This is a genomic window from Pedobacter aquae (assembly GCF_008195825.1).
Lineage (GTDB): Bacteria > Bacteroidota > Bacteroidia > Sphingobacteriales > Sphingobacteriaceae > Pseudopedobacter > Pseudopedobacter aquae.
Window position 1 is genome coordinate 1,998,683 of sequence record NZ_CP043329.1, and the last position, 17,281, is coordinate 2,015,963.

18 protein-coding genes and 2 pseudogenes are annotated in these 17,281 nt (G+C 35.2%); 9 read left to right on the forward strand and 11 right to left on the reverse strand.

What is annotated here, in order from left to right; all coding sequences use genetic code 11:
• Positions 1 to 4 precede the first annotated feature (4 nt).
• Together FYC62_RS08735 and surE are read right to left on the reverse strand one after the other, a co-directional pair.
• Positions 5 to 265 carry a hypothetical protein gene (locus FYC62_RS08735; RefSeq protein ID WP_039447715.1) on the reverse strand — a complete coding sequence of 87 codons (261 nt, stop codon included), beginning with the start codon at positions 263 to 265 and terminating at the stop codon, positions 5 to 7.
• A complete protein-coding gene (gene surE, locus FYC62_RS08740) occupies positions 258 to 1,031 on the reverse strand; it encodes a 5'/3'-nucleotidase SurE (RefSeq protein WP_039447717.1) in 774 nt (257 codons plus the stop codon). The genes FYC62_RS08735 and surE overlap by 8 nt, the downstream gene beginning before the upstream one ends.
• Positions 1,032 to 1,068: 37 nt before the next feature.
• Here surE and FYC62_RS08745 point away from each other — a divergent pair, with 37 nt between their 5' ends.
• Complete coding sequence (locus FYC62_RS08745) at positions 1,069 to 2,853, forward strand: chloride channel protein (protein WP_149074679.1); 1,785 nt, start codon at positions 1,069 to 1,071, stop codon at positions 2,851 to 2,853.
• Positions 2,854 to 3,032: 179 nt separating this feature from the next.
• Here FYC62_RS08745 and FYC62_RS08750 read toward each other — a convergent pair whose 3' ends face one another.
• The 9 genes from FYC62_RS08750 to FYC62_RS08785 form a co-directional block, all read right to left on the reverse strand.
• Positions 3,033 to 3,218 (reverse strand): CsbD family protein, encoded by a 186-nt coding sequence (locus tag FYC62_RS08750; RefSeq protein WP_039447721.1) that lies wholly within the window; start codon positions 3,216 to 3,218, stop codon positions 3,033 to 3,035.
• 64 nt (positions 3,219 to 3,282) lie between these two features.
• Complete coding sequence (gene acs, locus FYC62_RS08755) at positions 3,283 to 5,193, reverse strand: acetate--CoA ligase (protein ID WP_149074680.1); 1,911 nt, start codon at positions 5,191 to 5,193, stop codon at positions 3,283 to 3,285.
• A gap of 8 nt (positions 5,194 to 5,201) precedes the next feature.
• On the reverse strand, positions 5,202 to 5,597 hold the full coding sequence (locus FYC62_RS08760; RefSeq protein WP_149074681.1) for a response regulator: 396 nt from the start codon (positions 5,595 to 5,597) through the stop codon (positions 5,202 to 5,204).
• Positions 5,594 to 6,301 carry a sensor histidine kinase gene (locus FYC62_RS17320; RefSeq protein ID WP_205943700.1) on the reverse strand — a complete coding sequence of 236 codons (708 nt, stop codon included), beginning with the start codon at positions 6,299 to 6,301 and terminating at the stop codon, positions 5,594 to 5,596. Before FYC62_RS17320 ends, FYC62_RS08760 begins: the two co-directional genes overlap by 4 nt.
• 11 nt (positions 6,302 to 6,312) lie before the next feature.
• A complete protein-coding gene (locus tag FYC62_RS08765; RefSeq protein WP_205943701.1) occupies positions 6,313 to 8,313 on the reverse strand; it encodes a sodium:solute symporter family protein in 2,001 nt (666 codons plus the stop codon).
• Between the two features lie 2 nt (positions 8,314 to 8,315).
• Positions 8,316 to 8,516, reverse strand: coding sequence for a hypothetical protein (locus FYC62_RS08770; RefSeq protein ID WP_081987539.1), 201 nt, complete (start codon positions 8,514 to 8,516; stop codon positions 8,316 to 8,318).
• Between the two features lie 5 nt (positions 8,517 to 8,521).
• Complete coding sequence (locus FYC62_RS08775; RefSeq protein WP_026902654.1) at positions 8,522 to 8,746, reverse strand: DUF6814 family protein; 225 nt, start codon at positions 8,744 to 8,746, stop codon at positions 8,522 to 8,524.
• A gap of 11 nt (positions 8,747 to 8,757) precedes the next feature.
• On the reverse strand, positions 8,758 to 10,329 hold the full coding sequence (locus tag FYC62_RS08780; RefSeq protein WP_149074682.1) for an MFS transporter: 1,572 nt from the start codon (positions 10,327 to 10,329) through the stop codon (positions 8,758 to 8,760).
• Between the two features lie 105 nt (positions 10,330 to 10,434).
• The gene (locus FYC62_RS08785) at positions 10,435 to 10,866 is read right to left on the reverse strand and encodes an IS1 family transposase (protein WP_149074683.1); all 432 of its coding nucleotides are present in this window, start codon (positions 10,864 to 10,866) and stop codon (positions 10,435 to 10,437) included.
• A 206-nt stretch (positions 10,867 to 11,072) separates the two neighbouring features.
• Here FYC62_RS08785 and rpmB point away from each other — a divergent pair, with 206 nt between their 5' ends.
• From rpmB to FYC62_RS08830, 8 genes and pseudogenes are all read left to right on the forward strand, one after another.
• Positions 11,073 to 11,306 (forward strand): 50S ribosomal protein L28, encoded by a 234-nt coding sequence (gene rpmB / locus FYC62_RS08790; RefSeq protein WP_026902657.1) that lies wholly within the window; start codon positions 11,073 to 11,075, stop codon positions 11,304 to 11,306.
• A gap of 27 nt (positions 11,307 to 11,333) precedes the next feature.
• Positions 11,334 to 11,516 (forward strand): 50S ribosomal protein L33, encoded by a 183-nt coding sequence (gene rpmG, locus FYC62_RS08795; protein WP_026902658.1) that lies wholly within the window; start codon positions 11,334 to 11,336, stop codon positions 11,514 to 11,516.
• Between the two features lie 36 nt (positions 11,517 to 11,552).
• A complete protein-coding gene (locus tag FYC62_RS08800; protein ID WP_081659159.1) occupies positions 11,553 to 11,726 on the forward strand; it encodes a DUF4295 domain-containing protein in 174 nt (57 codons plus the stop codon).
• A 73-nt stretch (positions 11,727 to 11,799) separates the two neighbouring features.
• Positions 11,800 to 12,768, forward strand: coding sequence for a signal recognition particle-docking protein FtsY (gene ftsY, locus FYC62_RS08805; protein WP_039447740.1), 969 nt, complete (start codon positions 11,800 to 11,802; stop codon positions 12,766 to 12,768).
• A 50-nt stretch (positions 12,769 to 12,818) separates the two neighbouring features.
• Positions 12,819 to 13,199, forward strand: a pseudogene (locus FYC62_RS17560) (GxxExxY protein).
• A 37-nt stretch (positions 13,200 to 13,236) separates the two neighbouring features.
• Positions 13,237 to 14,564: pseudogene (gene rimO, locus FYC62_RS08820) on the forward strand (30S ribosomal protein S12 methylthiotransferase RimO).
• Between the two features lie 47 nt (positions 14,565 to 14,611).
• The gene (bshC, locus tag FYC62_RS08825) at positions 14,612 to 16,198 is read left to right on the forward strand and encodes a bacillithiol biosynthesis cysteine-adding enzyme BshC (protein WP_149074685.1); all 1,587 of its coding nucleotides are present in this window, start codon (positions 14,612 to 14,614) and stop codon (positions 16,196 to 16,198) included.
• Positions 16,198 to 17,280, forward strand: coding sequence for an Ldh family oxidoreductase (locus FYC62_RS08830; protein ID WP_149074686.1), 1,083 nt, complete (start codon positions 16,198 to 16,200; stop codon positions 17,278 to 17,280). Before bshC ends, FYC62_RS08830 begins: the two co-directional genes overlap by 1 nt.
• Position 17,281 lies beyond the last annotated feature (1 nt).

The following is a 17,281-nucleotide window of genomic DNA, read 5'->3' on the forward strand; positions in this document are numbered from 1 at the left end:
ATATTTAAAGATTGTATTTGTAAAAAAAGAAAATGATAGCGCAAATGAAAGATGCAGAAATAATACCTCTTACTGTTTGCTCGTATTCGTCTTTATATACAAACTTTATAAGAACCAGATTTAAAGCTACACAACCTACGTATAACAAATCGTCTTTTGCTAATACAATTAAGTTTCTTTTCAAAACTTGCACCAGCAAAAAGGCTATACCAGGTACTACAAGACCCAGTGCTAAGCCTAACCAAACATTATCTTTCTTAAACATTAAAATCCCATGTATTTAAGGTAGAAATTGCATGATGAGCTGTCATATCAAACTGAACGGGTACAACAGAAACAAAACCATTGTTTAAAGCCCAAACATCAGAGTCTTCACCGTGGTCATGAGATTGGAAAACACCTGTTAACCAATAATAACTTCTTTTATAAGGGTCTTGTCTTTCATCAAAATCCTCTGCCCATTTAGCATTTGCTTGTCGGCATATTTTTATACCCTTCAATTGCTGCCCAGCCGGGAAATTAACATTTAATAAAACACCTGGCTGTAAGCCATTTTTAAGTACTTGTAAGCAAATCTCTTTGATGTATTTTTTACAATGTTCAAAATTGGCATCCCATGTGTAATCATCTAAAGAGAAACCAATTGAAGGAATACTTTCTATAGCGCCTTCAACAGCTGCAGACATGGTACCAGAATATAAAACATTAATAGAATTATTAAGACCATGGTTAATTCCTGAAACACAGATATCGGGCTTTTTACCTTTAAAAATTTTGGTTACCGCTAGTTTTACACAGTCTACAGGTGTACCAGAACATTTATACATCTCTACCCCTTCGTATAAACTAACCTTATCCATTCTTAAAGGTTTACCAATAGTGATGGCATGGCCCATACCCGATTGCGGACTATCAGGAGCAACTACGGTTACCTCTCCTAACTCTTTCATCACTTCAATTAAAGCCTTAATTCCTGGAGCTGTTATACCATCATCATTAACTACCAGTATTTTATATTTTTTAGTACTCATCTGTATTATTCTCTTTATTAATTAACCTTGAAAACGCATGCCTAAAAACACACCAAGTATCACAAAGTTAAGAAAGCTAAGGGTAAAACTAAGAAAGATTGTAAGTCGGCAAAAAAACAAGAACATAACCGTTATCTTATTAAGTGCCTTAGTAGGTTTAATAGTTGGTTTAGCGGCTATTTTAATTAAACAGATAATTTATGCGGTAGAAAATTATGCGGTAAGTTTCTTTCCGGGTTATTTATTTTTTGTTTTGCCCATGATAGGCTTATTGCTGGTAACTTTTTTAAACGGCAATATTTTCAAGAAATTGGTAGCTTTTAAAGGGATGCAGCATGTTATACAAGCTATAGAAAACCATCAATCTTTTATCAATATCAGGCTAATATATGCCAAGTTTGTTACAGCAGGTATTACCATTGGTTTTGGAGGAAGCTCTGGCATGGAGGCCGCAATTGTTACTTCTGGGGCATCTATTGGCTCTAATTTAGGGAAATCATTAGGCTTAAATTATCAACTTAGAACTTTATTAATAGGATGCGGAACGGCATCTGGTATTTCTGCCATGTATAATGCCCCTATTGGCGGGTTTTTATTTGCCTTAGAAGTGATATTACCTGAATTCACCCCTGCTTTACTCATTCCTTTACTGATAGCATCGGCCACAGGAAAAATTTTATTTGAGATGATTATGGGGGAAAACCTCCGTTTTGACGCTCATGTGGAGGCCTTTTCTTATGAAAGCTTACCCTATGTAGTTTTAATAGGTTTTGTTGGTGCTTTTACAGCGATGTATATGATTAAAACTTATGGTTTCTGTTATAAAATACTCTCTAGGTTAAATAATCCTTATTTAATGGCTTTAATAGGTGGTGGACTTTTAGGTTGTTTGATTTATATTTTCCCTGCTTTGTATGGCGAGGGCTATGTAAGCATCAATCGTTTACTACACGGACAAGAAACTGAGGTTTGGAAAAATTCCATCTTCCAAAATTTAAATATTCCTTTTCAGGGATTATTGATTTTATTGGTATTGCTATTACTACGGCCGCTTAGCACTGGCCTGAGTTTGAGCGCAGGTGGCGAAGGAGGTTATTTTGCACCATCTCTAGTGGCAGGCGGTATAAGTGGATATTTACTTTATAAGGTAATCATCGCGGTAAGCGGACCTCATCTAGATTTAGAAGGCAATACTTTTATATTTTTAGGGATGGCTGCCACTTTTGCATGTGTTATGCGGGCACCCGTAACGGCTATTTTCCTCATTGCTGATACCACCCAAAGCTATGCGATAATAGTCCCTTTAATGATAGCAACAACTATAGCTTACACTTTTAAGAATTATATTGATGCACACCATCCGCTTACAAAAGATAGCCATGGACCATTGCAAATGGAGAAATTTATCCTTAACCAGATTAATTTGCGTGATATTATAGACCCTGTGGATACTTTTGTGTACACCAACTATACACTACGTAAAATAATTGAACACTTTTCTAATCATGACCATGCGATTATACCAGTTTTAAACAGCCAAAATGAGGTTGTTGGAATTATTGAACTAAAAAAAGTACGAGAATTAATGAAAAATTTTGAGCAATACGATAGTATTGTTGCTGAACAATTATTAGAAAAAGATTTTCTCCAAATAGAATACGCACAACTTAGAAATGAATTGATTAGCGCACCAGAATTAATAAAGCGAAACCACGTATTAGTGAAAAGAAAAGAAAATACCATAGGTTATGTCTCTAAATACAAGGTTTTGAATATGTATAACCAGTATTTAAACCACCCAGACCGCTTATTTGTAAAATAAGCATTAAAAAGAAAAAGGAGACATGGGCATGTCTCCTTAATCTTTACTAAACCTAAACCTAAACGTATGAATAATCTTTCGATCAGAGAAGATTACATTTGATATTTATCAAAGTGCATACCAAAATTTTATAATAAGTGTAACAAAAAAGCAGCTTATGATTAGCTTATCCTTAATATTTACAAACTTCTTAACCAATTAATCACTTCGTCTCTGGTTTTACCTGTTTTGTTCTGTATTTTTCCAAGCATTTCATCTTCTTGGCCTTCTTGGTAAGTTAAATCATCATCGGTTAAATCGGCATAAGCCTGTTTTACTTTACCTTTAATTTCATTCCACTTACCTTTTAATTCTAAATTGTCCATGATGTTTTTCTTTTAGGGTGAATAAATATTTATATCATTCACCCAAGCATCATGCCACTAGAAGCTAAGATAATCTGCCGTTTTTAATCTCATCTACTACCGCTGGGTCTAATAAAGTTGAGGTATCTCCTAAGCTATTTACCTCTCCCTCAGCAATTTTTCTTAAAATTCTTCTCATGATTTTCCCAGATCTAGTTTTAGGTAAACCACTTACAAATTGTATTTTATCTGGCTTAGCAATAGCACCAATAATACGACTAACCGTCATAGAGATATCTTTTCTGGTTAGTTCATCGTCATCTGTTTCTCTAGAAAGTATTACATAAGCGTAAATACCTTGTCCTTTAATATCATGCGGATAACCTACCACGGCAGACTCTACCACATCAGAGAACATATTGATAGCGTTTTCTACTTCTGCGGTTCCAATTCTATGTCCAGATACATTAATAACATCATCTACCCTGCCGGTAATGCGGTAATAACCATCTTCATCTCGCATACAACCATCGCCAGTAAAGTATAAATTCTCATACGTAGCAAAGTAGTTTACACGGCAACGCTCGTGGTCTCCGTAGGTTGTTCTTAGCATTCCCGGCCACGGAAATTTGATACATAAATTACCAGAAACGCCATTTCCTATAATTTCTTCGCCCTTTTCATCAACTAAAATAGGTTGTATGCCCGGTAATGGTAAAGTGGCAAAGCAAGGTTTTACGGGTGTAACATTGGCTAAAGGAGATATTAAAATACCACCAGTTTCTGTTTGCCACCATGTATCCACAATAGGACAATTCTTTTTACCAATATGCTCATGATACCAATTCCATGCTTCTTCATTGATAGGCTCTCCCACAGAACCTAAAACTCTTAAAGAGCTTAAATCTTTATCTTTCACGAAATCTAAACCAAACTGCATTAAAGAGCGGATTGCCGTAGGCGCTGTGTATAAGATATTTACTTTATATTCTGCAACAATATCCCAAAATCTACCAGCATCTGGCCAAGTTGGCACTCCTTCAAACAATAAACTTGTGGCACCCATAGCTAATGGTCCATAAACGATATAGGTGTGTCCAGTAATCCATCCAATATCTGCTGTACAGAAATAAACTTCTTCTGGCTGGTACTGAAAAACGTTTTGGAAACTGTAACCAGCATAAACCATGTAGCCTCCGCAAGTATGCACTACGCCTTTAGGTTTCCCGGTTGAACCGGATGTGTACAAAATAAACAAGGGGTCTTCTGCATCCATTTCTTCTGCAGGGCAATTTAGCATTCCCAAAGTTTCCACTTTTTTAATTTCATCTTCCCACCAAACATCACGACCTTTTATCATGGATATTGGTGTTCTGCTACGGGTAAGCACAATAACTCTTTTAACAGATGGGCATTGCACCAAAGCATCATCCATCACATTTTTTAAGGGCACTTCTTTGGTACCACGGTAAGAACCATCGGCAGTAATAACCATGCTACAATTAGCATCTTGTATTCTATCTGCAATAGATTGGGCAGAAAAACCACCAAATACTACCGAGTGTATAGCCCCAATTCTGGCACAAGCTAATACCGCAACTGCCAATTCTGGCACCATAGGCATGTAAATACAAATTCTATCGCCTTTTTTAGCACCGTTGTTTTTTAAAACATTGGCAAACAAACATACTTTTTGGTGTAATTGCTTGTAGGTAAAAGCTCGGTGATGCTCCTCGGGGTCGTTTGGTTCCCAAATTAGAGCAGGCTGGTCGCCTTTATCTGCTAAATGCCTATCTAAGCAGTTTTCTGTAATGTTTAATTTTCCTCCAACAAACCAATTGATATCAGGCTCTTTAAAGTTCCAGTCTAACACTTTGTTCCACTTCTTTTTCCAAACGAAGCTGCTTGCAACAGTATCCCAAAATTGCTCTGGCTGCTCAACACTGTGTTGATAAACTTTCTGATAATCTTCAAACGACTTGATGCTTAAATCCATTTTTCTCTTTATTTTATTGTTTTATAATCTTCCTTATTTAATGCTGTTATTTTCTCTATCAAACGGCGGGTAGAGAAAGGTTTTATGATAAACAAATCTGCTCCTTTACTATACGCCAATTTAATATCCTCATCTTTACTTTTTGCCGAAATAAAAATCACTTTTATATGTTTGTAAACTTCGCTTTGCTTCACAAAATCACAAACTTCGTAACCGTTAACATCGGGCATCATAATATCCAGTAATATTAATTCTGGTTCATGCTGTTTTATCTTCACTATAGCTTCTGTACCGCTTAAAGCAATAAAAACTTCGTAGCCTACTTTTCTTAATAAAAACTCTACAGACATCACTATGGCTGGGTCATCATCAACAATTAAAACTTTTCTAGCTATACTCATCATTTAATCTCTATAGGTAATGTAAAATAAAAACAAGTACCAGATGTTGCGGCATCAGTTACACCAATTTCGCCTTGATGTAACTCCACAATTTTCTTGCAAATTGCTAAGCCCAAACCACTTCCTTCTGCCTTTTTGGTTTGATTTTCTGTTTGATAGAACTTGTTAAAAACGTAATTTTTATCCTTGTCAGGGATGCCTTCACCATTATCTGTGATGTTTATTTTTATAAAGCCTTCATCCTCTAAAACCATCACTTTTATCTCTCCATCCTTTGTACTACAATACTTAATAGCATTAGAAACCAGGTTGTTAACCACCCTGGATAGTAAATCCTGATCTCCATAAACTAAAGGAAGATGCTCTGGAAAAGATATAGATAAGGTGATATTTTTATCTTTAATTAGCTGAGATAAAGCATGCAAGACATCTTCTACTAATTTTTTAATAGCTATTTCCTGATGCTTTATATTTTGCTTACCAGATTCTAATTTCTCTAAATCTAAAACCTGAGTAATTAACCTACTTAAGCGCTCAATTTCCTTAATCATGGTGGCTAAAAACTGTTGTCTTTGTAAGGTATCTAACTCCGGGTTATCGAATAAAATCTCAGAGAAGGCTCTTATAGAAGTAAGCGGTGTGCGTAGCTCATGCGTAATGCTGTACAGGAAATCATCTTTAATAATTTCTGCTTCTTTCATTTGCATATTGGCCAGTTCTAAGGCATCAGAAGCTTTTTTAGTTGTTCTGATTTTTGTTGTAGTTCTTTGTTTAAGCTGATAAATTGCTGAGATTCTTTCAGGATTTCTACAACTTCATTCAAGCTTATTTCTTCTTCTTTAACAATAGACTCTATTAATATTCTTGATGATGCAGAACCAATAACACCCGATAAAATTTTCTCTGCATAAGTAATCAAGCGTTGGTCGGCATTGGTGTCTTCTTGCAATAAATTAAGTTGATACCTCCTAGAAAAATGCGTTAAGAGTTGCTTGGTTTTCTCTTGCCCTAAGAATTGCTCCATCAAGCTTTTAATTTCTTTTATTTTGATTTGCCCTGTTCTGTTTAACGATGTTTCATAAGCAGCTTTATATTTTGATACGTTGATAAAAAGCTCGGCCTGTATTTCTTCCTGATTGCTTGATTTAGTATATAAAGAGCCTAAAATGTAAAGTAAAATATTGATAAACATGCTCCAAAAAAAGGCATGAGTTAATGGCGTAAAAGCTGCCAAACCAAATAATTGGTTGGGTTTTAACAGGTAAACACCAAACAAACCGTCGCTTAATATCTCTTTAGGTAATAAACCCGCACCAATAATGGCCGGGATAATTAATGTAAAAAACCATATGGTAAAACCGCTGATGATACCCATTAAAGCGCCATTTTTATTGGCCCTAGACCAAAACATCCCACCAATAACAGCAGGTGCAAATTGTGCTACAGCGGCAAAAGAAATTAAACCTGTTGAAACTAGCGAGTAACTTTCTGCTATCTCAGCAAAATAAGCGTAAGCTAAAAGCAGGATTAGGATGATTGATAACCTTCTGATGTTTTTGATAGAACGCTCTACTTTATGGATGAAAATCTTTTTAAAAGGAGCTACTTTAAGAATGAGTGGTATCAACAAATTATTGCTCAGCATGGTACTTAAAGCAATAGTTTCCACAATAATCATCCCTGTTGCTGCAGAAAAACCTCCCAAATAAACCAATAAAGTAACCCCTTGATGATGGTGTACAAATGGCAGAGAGAGTATACTAAAATCAGCCTCAAAGCTTGATGATGTAGGTAGTAACTGCCCTGCTAAAGCTATGGGTAATACAAATAAATTAATGATTAAGAGATACAGAGGAAATAACCAAATAGCTTTATAAAGGTGTTTTTCATCAACATTCTCTACCACCGAAACCTGAAACTGCCTTGGTAATAACAATACCGCAAACATAGATAGGATGCACATTACCAACCAATCGGTATAATTGTAAGAAGCGTCAAAAGTAAAACTCTTTTGTAGTGCGGGTATGGCGGCTGCTCTGCTAAAAATATCATCAAACCCATTAAAAAGAAAGAAAATAACAAAAATTCCACCTACTAAAAAAGCTACTAATTTCACTATCGACTCAAATGCTACGGCGGTAACCATCCCTTCATGTCTTTCTGTTGAATCTACTTTACGTGTACCAAAAATGATGATGAAAACAGCTAGTAAAACAGTTATCCAAAAGGGAATATTACTTAATAAAGAGATGCTTGAATTTGAATTGGTATGCTGAGGATGATTAACTAAAAAAGCAAAGGTTATAGCAATGGCCTTTATTTGTAAGGAAATGTAGGGAATTACGCCTAACACGCAAACAATAGTTGCTAAAGTACCTAAAGAGGTGTTTTTACCATAACGGGCAGAAATAAAATCAGCAATGGAGGTTATTCTTTGCGCCTTGCAGATTCTTATCATCTTCCTGAGAATCAAGAACCAAAGCGGTGCTGCAATGGTAGGCCCTATGTAAATAGCTAAGAAATCAGGACCAAAATCTGCCGCCCTGCCAATGCTGCCATAGAAAGTCCATGCGGTACAATAAACCGCCATAGAAAGTGCATAAACGTAAGGCTTCAGCGTAGTGCTTTTTTGGTTTGATTTTTTCTCGGCCCAATAAGCCACACCAAACAGTAAAAGCAGGTAACCAAAAGAAAATATGACAACCAATAAAGTATTCATATCTATTCTCGACTATCCTTTCTTACCACATAAAACAATACTGCGATGATGAAAATCCAAGCAACAAATAGGTATAAATACAAGGTAGGGATACCCCAAATTAAAGAAGAGCGATTAAAAATAGAAAGTACAGGATATAGCAACAGCACACAAAATATAGCGCTAAAGAAAACTAACTTTTCATTCATTAATCGCTCTCTCATTTCTACTAATCTTCCTGATTATATTCGCCCTGCATAGCGTATAAGCCAAAAACAAACATGCCTCCTACTATAATGGGGGCTAAAATAAAGCAGTAAATAATGGCTGGCACTAAATCCTCAGTACTGCCAGTAGCAAATTTTGGAAGAGCTTGACTAACCAGCAAATAATAACCAGCTGCAATACCCAGAAGAATCCATACTATTCCTAATATTCTTTTTATAAAATTCATGTCTTTTAAAATTAATCGTTCATAGCTTTTTGTTTACCAATGTAGAGTACACCTATAATAAAGCATACACCAGCAATAATGATTGGATACCATAAACCTTCCAGATAAGGCTTATCAAAAGGTAATACCTGCCCAGCAGCTGCGGCGGCCTCGTTAGCTGTAGTAGCTTGCGATGCTAAATAGGTAGCAATAGCAGGTAATAATCCACCAAAAACACCATTTCCAATGTGGTAAGGTAAAGACATAGAAGTATACCTGATATTGGTTGGGAACATCTCTACTAAAAATGCTGCAATTGGGCCATAAACCATGGCTACATAAATAACCTGAATCAATACTAAAGCAACAAGAATATAAAAGCTTTCATTACCGACATTTACTATTTTTGTAATTTTAGCTTTACTCGCTTGCGCTGATGATGAAATAACTTGTTCTGATATCTCGGTATAAATAGTTCCATCAGTATAAGATTTGGTTGTGGTTACAGTTTTGATAGAATCTGAAGTACCTTCTTTAAGTGAAACTGCAAGATCTGTTTGCACTTTATCCTGAAGTTCTACTTTATTAGTTACATCTGCTGTCTGATAAATTTTATCATAGATTGGTCTGTAAGTTAAAATCGCGACAAGCATACCCACCATCATGATACCTTTTCTGCCTATTTTATCAGATAACCAACCGAAAAACACGAAAAAACCCGTTCCTAACATCAAAGCCAAAGCAATGATATAATTGGTTTGATCAAATTCTATATGGCAAACAGTTTGTAAGAACGATAAGGCATAAAACTGCCCGGTATACCATACCACGCCCTGACCCATAGTTGCACCAAATAAGGCTAGCAAAACAAATTTGAAGTTTAACTTTTTCCCGAATGATTCTTTTAAAGGATTAGCAACGGTTTTACCCTCGGCTTTAGCTTTCTTAAACAACGGAGATTCATCCATATTTCTTCTGATGAAGTAAGAAACGGCTACCATTACAATAGAAATTAAGAAAGGTACACGCCATCCCCAGTCTTCAAAAGAAGCTTTATCCATAGAATTTCTGGTTATCAGAATCACAAAAAGCGAAATAAATAAACCTACCGTGGCTGTAGTTTGTATCCATGCTGTTCTTAAACCTCTTTTATTAGGTTCAGAATGCTCTGCTACATAGGTTGCAGCACCACCGTATTCACCTCCTAAAGCTAATCCTTGTAATAGTCTTAAAATCAAAACTAAAACCGGTGCTATAAAACCAATAGTATCATAACTTGGAATTAAGCCTATAGCAAAAGTTGAGAAGCCCATCAACAATAAGGTTACCATAAAGGTGTATTTCCTTCCTATAATATCGCCTAATCTACCAAAGAACAATGCGCCAAAAGGCCTTACCACAAAACCTGCTGCAAAGGTGGCTAAAGTTGATAAAAACGCTGCTGTGGGATTGTCTTGCGGGAAAAATTTAGTTGCAATAATAACGGCTAAGCTTCCGAAGATATAGAAGTCATACCATTCAATGAGGGTGCCTGCACTGGAGACACCAATTACTTTCCAAAGGTTTTTTTTATCCACCTTTTGTTGCGGAACACTTTCTAACATAATTAAAATTCTAGGTTGTTTGGTTTATAAAAGTTTTATAAAGCTTGTTATAAAGTCGCTTAAAAACAAACTACAATCTTAAAAATGCTAACTATATATATAAGCTTATTTAAACCTATCCCACTTGATGAGCATATATTTGTCTCCTAATTCTGTAACAATCATTCCTGCTCCTTTTAAATTCTCTTCCTGAGCATAAAAATCTATCAATTCTTGATGTTTAAGTATTTTATATGAAGGTTTATAGACCGTTTTAACCGGTCTTATTAACTGAAACTTTTTAACCCATTTAATTACGGAAACATGGCTTACACCCAACAAACGTTCTATTTCTCGGTAAGAAACTCCCTCAACGTATAACTGCAAAGCTTTGATAATGTAAGAATTATCTACTTGTTTACCTAACTTATCAACCGTGAAATAATATTGGCAATCTTTGCACTTAAAGCGTTGTTTATGATTGATAACTCCACTTTTAACCACCTGATGAGATTGGCATTTTGGACAAGTCTTTTTTATTTCTTTTGTTGGCTCCATAAACTATAGCAAATTAGCAATAAAATTTTAATAAGAAAAATGAAGCCTATTTACAAAGGCATTTGCTTACAAGATTTTAGCGATTAAAAGAGGGGAAGAAATAAATTCTAAAAATAATTGAGTTTACTATTGCCTAATACATTTTATTTATTGATATTTGCACACTCTTTGTAAAACTGAGTTTTAATAGAAAACACGATATAGTCATGTCAAGAATTTGTGATTTAACAGGAAAAGCATCATTAGTAGGTAACCACGTATCTCACTCGAACGTGAAAACCAAACGTAAGTTTCATCCTAACCTTCAATTAAAGAGATTTTATATCCCTGAAGAAGACCGTTGGATAACTTTAAAAGTTTCCACATCAGCAATAAAAACTATCAATAAAATCGGTATTACCGAGGCTATTAACAGATTCATTAATAAAGGATCTATTTAAATTTAAGACTTTTAAAACCGAAATAGAATGGCTAAGAAAGGCAACAGAGTTCAAGTAATTTTAGAATGTACTGAACATAAAGAAAGCGGAATGGCGGGTACTTCAAGGTATATCACTACTAAGAACCGTAAAAACACTCCAGAGAGATTAGAGATAAAGAAATTTAACCCTGTTTTAAGGAAAGTTACTTTACACAAAGAAATTAAGTAAGAAATAGCTACCTGTTAGCATAAAATAATATTTAACATGGCAAAGAAAGTAGTTGCAACCCTAAAAACCGGAACCGGTAAAGAGTATTCAAAGGTTATTACTATGGTTAAGTCTCCTAAAACAGGCGCTTATACCTTTAAAGAAGTTATTGCACACAATGATCACATTAAAGATGCTATCGTTGCTGCAAAAGAAGGCACTAACGCTTAATTTAAAACTTCTATGATATTGAAGCCGTTCTAATAACCATTAGAATGGCTTTTTTTATTTAATTTTATACCCTATGGGATTATTTGATTTCTTTAAGAAAAAAGAAAAAACTGTTGAAGAAAAAGAAGCACTGGATAAAGGGCTTGAAAAAACTAAAGACACGTTTTTTTCTAAAATAAGTAAAGCTGTTGTTGGAAAATCTACAGTTGATGATGATGTTTTAGACGAATTAGAGGAAATATTAGTAACCTCTGATGTAGGTGTTAGCACTACACTGAAAATTATAGAAAGAATACAAGCAAGAGTTGCTAAAGATAAATACTTAAATACCAGTGAGCTCAACAACATCCTAAAAGAAGAAATACAAGGATTATTAGAAGAAAACAACTCAAGTGATTTTGAAAATTTAGCATCTTACAGTAACCAAAAGCCTTATGTAATTATGGTTGTTGGTGTAAATGGTGTTGGAAAAACCACTACTATTGGTAAAATGGCTTATCAATTAAGAGAAGCCGGACAGAAAGTTGTTTTAGGTGCTGCCGATACATTTAGAGCTGCAGCTGTAGATCAAATTAAACTTTGGGGAGAGCGTGTTAACGTAAGAGTAGTATCGCAAGGCATGAATGCCGACCCTGCCTCAGTTGCGTTTGACACCTTACAATCTGCTGTTGCTAACCAAGAAGATATAGCTATTATTGATACAGCCGGAAGGTTACATAATAAAGTAGGCTTAATGAACGAGCTTTCTAAGATTAAAAATGTTATGAATAAAGTTGTACCTGGTGCACCTCATGAAATTTTATTGGTTTTAGATGCTTCTACAGGGCAAAATGCTATTGAACAGTGTAAGCAATTTACACAAGCAACAGATGTAAACGCCTTAGCACTAACTAAATTAGATGGTACAGCCAAAGGCGGTGTAGTTATCGGAATTTCTGATCAGTTTAAAATCCCGGTAAAATATATTGGTGTTGGCGAAAAAATGACCGACTTACAGCTTTTCAATAAAAAAGAGTTTGTGGATAGTTTGTTTAGTACATGATTACCTAGATTAATTTGATTATACTGATTTCTTGTTGATCTATCTATAATATGGCAGAATCAAATTTAGTAAAAGACACTCTTACACATAAGATCATTGGATGCTGTTATGAAGTACATAAAGAATTAGGTCCTGGTTTTTTAGAAAAAATATACGCAAGAGCCCTTATCCTTCAATTTAATAAAGAGAATTTAAAATTTGAATATGAAAAAGAATTTACAGTTTTATTTCAATGACAATCTGTAGGTAAATTTCGATGTGATTTTTTAGTTGAAAATAAAATCATTGTTGAATTAAAATCAGTTACCGGAATAATGCCGAAACTTTTTCAAAGTCAAGTGATATCTTATTTAAAGGCTAGTAAAGTAAAAACTGGTTTGTTAATAAATTTCGGAAATACAAGTTGTGAAGTTAAAAGATTTTCTGTTTAGCGTCAGTGAAATCAAAAAATCGGTGAAATCAAAAATAATGAAAGTAAAATCAACAAAATCCCCTATCATAAAACCACGTGTTAATGTAGTTACCTTAGGCTGCTCTAAGAATACTTATGACTCTGAGGTTCTTATGGGGCAATTAAAAGGCAATCAAATAGATGTTGTGCATGAGGCAGACCGTGTACAAGAAAATGATATAATTGTTATCAATACTTGTGGATTTATAGATAATGCTAAGCAAGAATCTATTGATACGATATTGCAGTTTAGCGAGTTAAAAGAACAAGGTAAAGTTGGAAAAGTTATTGTTACCGGATGTTTATCAGAACGTTATACTCCAGAATTATCAGCAGAAATTACTAATGTTGACGCCTGGTTTGGTACTAACGATTTACAAAACCTTCTAACCTCGGTAGGTGCCAACTACAAATATGAGCTACTGGGAGAAAGACTTTTAACAACACCATCGCATTTTGCTTATTTTAAAATAGCCGAAGGTTGTAACAGACCATGCTCTTTTTGTGCTATTCCTCTCATGCGAGGCAAACACTTATCAAAACCTATTGAAGAATTGGTAAAAGAAGCTAAACATTTAGCTAAAAATGGCACAAAAGAACTTATTTTAATTGCTCAAGATCTTACTTATTATGGTTTAGATCTTTATAATGAGCGTAAATTGGCTGATTTAATGCGCCACCTTTCTGATGTTGATGGTATTGAATGGATAAGATTACAATATGCTTATCCGTCTGGTTTCCCTATGGATATTTTAGATGTGATGAATGAGCGCTCTAATATTTGTAATTACTTAGATATGCCGCTACAACATATTACAGATAATATGTTAAAATCTATGCGTAGAGGAACAACAAAGCAAAAAACCATCGACTTGGTTAATCAGATTAGAGATAAAGTGCCTGATATTGCTATGAGAACCACCTTGATTTGCGGTTACCCAGGCGAGACGAAACAAGATTTTGAAGAAATGTTAAATTGGGTTGAAGAAACCAAATTTGATAGATTAGGCTGTTTTACTTATTCACATGAAGAAAAACACATGCTTATGATTTGATTGATGATGTAGCGCAAGAAGTAAAGGAAGAACGTGTTGAGGCTATTATGGAAGTGCAGCAAGGCATCTCTTTTGACCTCAATCAGCAAAAAGTTGGCAACACTTACAAAGTTTTAATTGATAAAAAAGAAGGTGATTATTTTGTGGGAAGAACACAATTTGATTCTCCGGAAGTAGATAACGAAGTTTTACTACATGCTGCCGATAATTATGCTACTACTGGCAGTTTTGTTCAAGTTAAAATAGACCGAGCCGAGGACTTTGACCTTTATGGAACTATTGTCAAATAATTGATAGAAATAGGGGAAATGATGAATTTCTCCTATTTTCGTTTTCAATGGAAGCTCAGTATATTGATTATGAAGAAACCCGATGTTTTTCACCGGCGTTAATCAGATACATCAGGCAAGATGCCGATTTAAAGCCTTTTTATCATCATCCAGCAAATCTTGCAGGTTTTAAAGCTCTGCTAGCAAATAAAAAAGTCATCGCCAACAGGCAAGCTTTGGTTGAGGTTTTAAAAGAGCAATACCAAGCTATCACCAACCAGTCTGCTGTAACACAAACCCATATCAACCAGCTTTTACAGGATAACAGCTATACCATTACAACAGGGCATCAGCTCAATATTTTTACAGGTCCGCTTTATTTTATATTCAAAATAGTAACAGCTATTAATTTAGCTAAAGACCTTAAAAAAGAGTTTCCTCACCAAAATTTTATCCCAGTTTATTGGATGGCTTCAGAAGATCATGATTTTGAAGAAATTAACCATACTTATATTGGAGGTAAAAAAATAGCGTGGAAAAAAGAAACAGCTGGCGCAACTGGCAAGGTAGATACAAAATCCATCATCCAAGCTTTAAATGAATATAAAGGAATTTTAGGCCTTTCTGATAATGCTTTACAACTGAGTAAAATGGTTGATGAAGCTTATACCAAGTTTGCTAAACTTGCCGATGCTACCAGATATTTAGTGAATGAGATTTTCGGAGAACACGGCTTGGTGATTATAGATGCAGATCATCCACAGCTAAAAAAACAGTTTGTTCCTATTATCAAACAAGATATTACGAAGCAGCATAGCTTCAAAAATATCTCTGATACTGATAAAGCATTAACGGATATTGGGATAACACCGCAAGTAAATGCCAGAGAGATTAATTTTTTTTATCTAACGGATGATTTACGTGAGCGCATTATTTATGAAGGCCAACAATATCAAGTATTAAATACAGCTATTAAGTTCTCTGAGGATGAATTAAAGCAGGAAATAGAAAATAATCCTGAAAGATTTAGCCCAAATGTGGTGATGCGCCCACTTTATCAAGAAGTGATATTGCCCAATATTGCTTATATAGGTGGCGGGGCCGAAGTGATTTATTGGTTACAACTAAAATTAAATTTTGATTTCTATAAGGTAGATTTCCCTATTTTGATACTTAGAAACTCGGCCATGATTGCCAATACTAAGCTAAAAGATAAATTAAACAGACTTAAGCTAGACTTTAAAGATATTTTCGAAGATATAGATACCCTAAAATCTCGTTGGATAAAAGCACACTCTAACCATATTTTAGATTTAAAAAACGAGTGGAGAGAGCTAGAATGTATTTTTGAAAGGTTAAAATTAAGAGCTCATAAAATAGATCCTACTTTATCGCCAAGCACAGAAGCTGTAAAAGTAAGATTAGAAAAAGCGATTCTGAATCTCGAGAAGAAGCTCTTAAAAGCCGAAAAAAAGAATTTTGCTGATGCGATGAGTAATCTGGATAAAATAAAATATGCCCTTTTCCCCGGTGGAGGTTTACAAGAACGGAAAGAGAACTTCGGCTTATTTTATGTAGCCCAAGGAGATGATTTTATCCAAAATCTAATCCAACATTTTATACCTTTAGATTTTAAATTTACCATACTTATTTAATGGAATACCATATTTTCCCTGAACAGCAGTTAAGAAGTTTTACAGAAAATATTTTTAAAGCAATGGGTTGCTCTGATGAGCATGCCCAGCTGGCTGCCGATGTTTTAATAAAAGCAGATTTAAGAGGTATAGACTCTCATGGCGTTGCCCGTTTAACAGGATATGTAAGGCTATGGGAGAAAAAAAGAATTAATACCAAACCACATATTAAAGTAGTACACGAAACTAACAGCACCGCTACCGTTGATGGCGATGCAGGATTAGGGCTTATTGTTGCACCTTGGGCTATGCAAGTAGCCATTAGAAAAGCCGAGGAATGTGGTTCTGGCTGGGTAGCAGTAAGAAACTCGAACCATTTTGGTATTGCTGCTTACCATACTTTAATGGCTGTAGAGCAAGACATGATTGGCTTTGCTGTAACCAATGCTAGTCCTTTGGTGGCACCAACCTTTTCTACCGAAAGAATGCTAGGGACCAACCCTATTTGTTACGCTTTTCCGGCAGAAAACTACCCGCCAATGGTGGTTGATATGGCAACTTCTACCGCGGCCAATGGCAAACTAGAAATAGCACAAAGAAAAAATACAGAAGTACCTAACGGTTGGATACAAGATAAAGAAGGAAATACTACCATAGACCCTCATGGGTTAAAAGCTGGTGGTTCTTTACTTCCGCTAGGCTCTGATAGAGAACATGGCAGCCATAAAGGATTTGGCTTAAGTGCTACAGTTGATATTTTATCGGCAGTATTGTCTGGTGCTAGTTATGGGCCTTGGGCGCCGCCTTTTGTAGCCTTTATGGACCCACTTCCTAATCAACCAGGGCAAGGGCTTGGCCATTTCTTAGGCGCTATGCGGGTTGATGGTTTTAGACCTAAAGCAGATTTTAAAGCACACATGGATAATTGGATAAAGCGCTTTAAAGAAGCTAAGCCTATTAACGAAAATCAAAAAGTTATTATACCTGGCGAGCCAGAACTAGCAGCAGAAAAGGACAGGAAAATTAATGGTATACCTTTAATAGAAGCTGTTGTTAAAGATATGAATGAAGTTGCAGCTAAATTTGGGTTGCCTATTTTATAAA

Coding starts and splice junctions, on each gene's coding strand:
- FYC62_RS08735 (WP_039447715.1), bottom strand. CDS start 265: ATGTTTAAGAAAGATAATGTTTGGTTAGGCTTAGCACTGGGTCTTGTA.
- surE (WP_039447717.1), bottom strand. CDS start 1,031: ATGAGTACTAAAAAATATAAAATACTGGTAGTTAATGATGATGGTATA.
- FYC62_RS08745 (WP_149074679.1), top strand. CDS start 1,069: ATGCCTAAAAACACACCAAGTATCACAAAGTTAAGAAAGCTAAGGGTA.
- FYC62_RS08750 (WP_039447721.1), bottom strand. CDS start 3,218: ATGGACAATTTAGAATTAAAAGGTAAGTGGAATGAAATTAAAGGTAAA.
- acs (WP_149074680.1), bottom strand. CDS start 5,193: ATGGATTTAAGCATCAAGTCGTTTGAAGATTATCAGAAAGTTTATCAA.
- FYC62_RS08760 (WP_149074681.1), bottom strand. CDS start 5,597: ATGATGAGTATAGCTAGAAAAGTTTTAATTGTTGATGATGACCCAGCC.
- FYC62_RS17320 (WP_205943700.1), bottom strand. CDS start 6,301: ATGCAAATGAAAGAAGCAGAAATTATTAAAGATGATTTCCTGTACAGC.
- FYC62_RS08765 (WP_205943701.1), bottom strand. CDS start 8,313: ATGAATACTTTATTGGTTGTCATATTTTCTTTTGGTTACCTGCTTTTA.
- FYC62_RS08770 (WP_081987539.1), bottom strand. CDS start 8,516: ATGAGAGAGCGATTAATGAATGAAAAGTTAGTTTTCTTTAGCGCTATA.
- FYC62_RS08775 (WP_026902654.1), bottom strand. CDS start 8,746: ATGAATTTTATAAAAAGAATATTAGGAATAGTATGGATTCTTCTGGGT.
- FYC62_RS08780 (WP_149074682.1), bottom strand. CDS start 10,329: ATGTTAGAAAGTGTTCCGCAACAAAAGGTGGATAAAAAAAACCTTTGG.
- FYC62_RS08785 (WP_149074683.1), bottom strand. CDS start 10,866: ATGGAGCCAACAAAAGAAATAAAAAAGACTTGTCCAAAATGCCAATCT.
- rpmB (WP_026902657.1), top strand. CDS start 11,073: ATGTCAAGAATTTGTGATTTAACAGGAAAAGCATCATTAGTAGGTAAC.
- rpmG (WP_026902658.1), top strand. CDS start 11,334: ATGGCTAAGAAAGGCAACAGAGTTCAAGTAATTTTAGAATGTACTGAA.
- FYC62_RS08800 (WP_081659159.1), top strand. CDS start 11,553: ATGGCAAAGAAAGTAGTTGCAACCCTAAAAACCGGAACCGGTAAAGAG.
- ftsY (WP_039447740.1), top strand. CDS start 11,800: ATGGGATTATTTGATTTCTTTAAGAAAAAAGAAAAAACTGTTGAAGAA.
- bshC (WP_149074685.1), top strand. CDS start 14,612: ATGGAAGCTCAGTATATTGATTATGAAGAAACCCGATGTTTTTCACCG.
- FYC62_RS08830 (WP_149074686.1), top strand. CDS start 16,198: ATGGAATACCATATTTTCCCTGAACAGCAGTTAAGAAGTTTTACAGAA.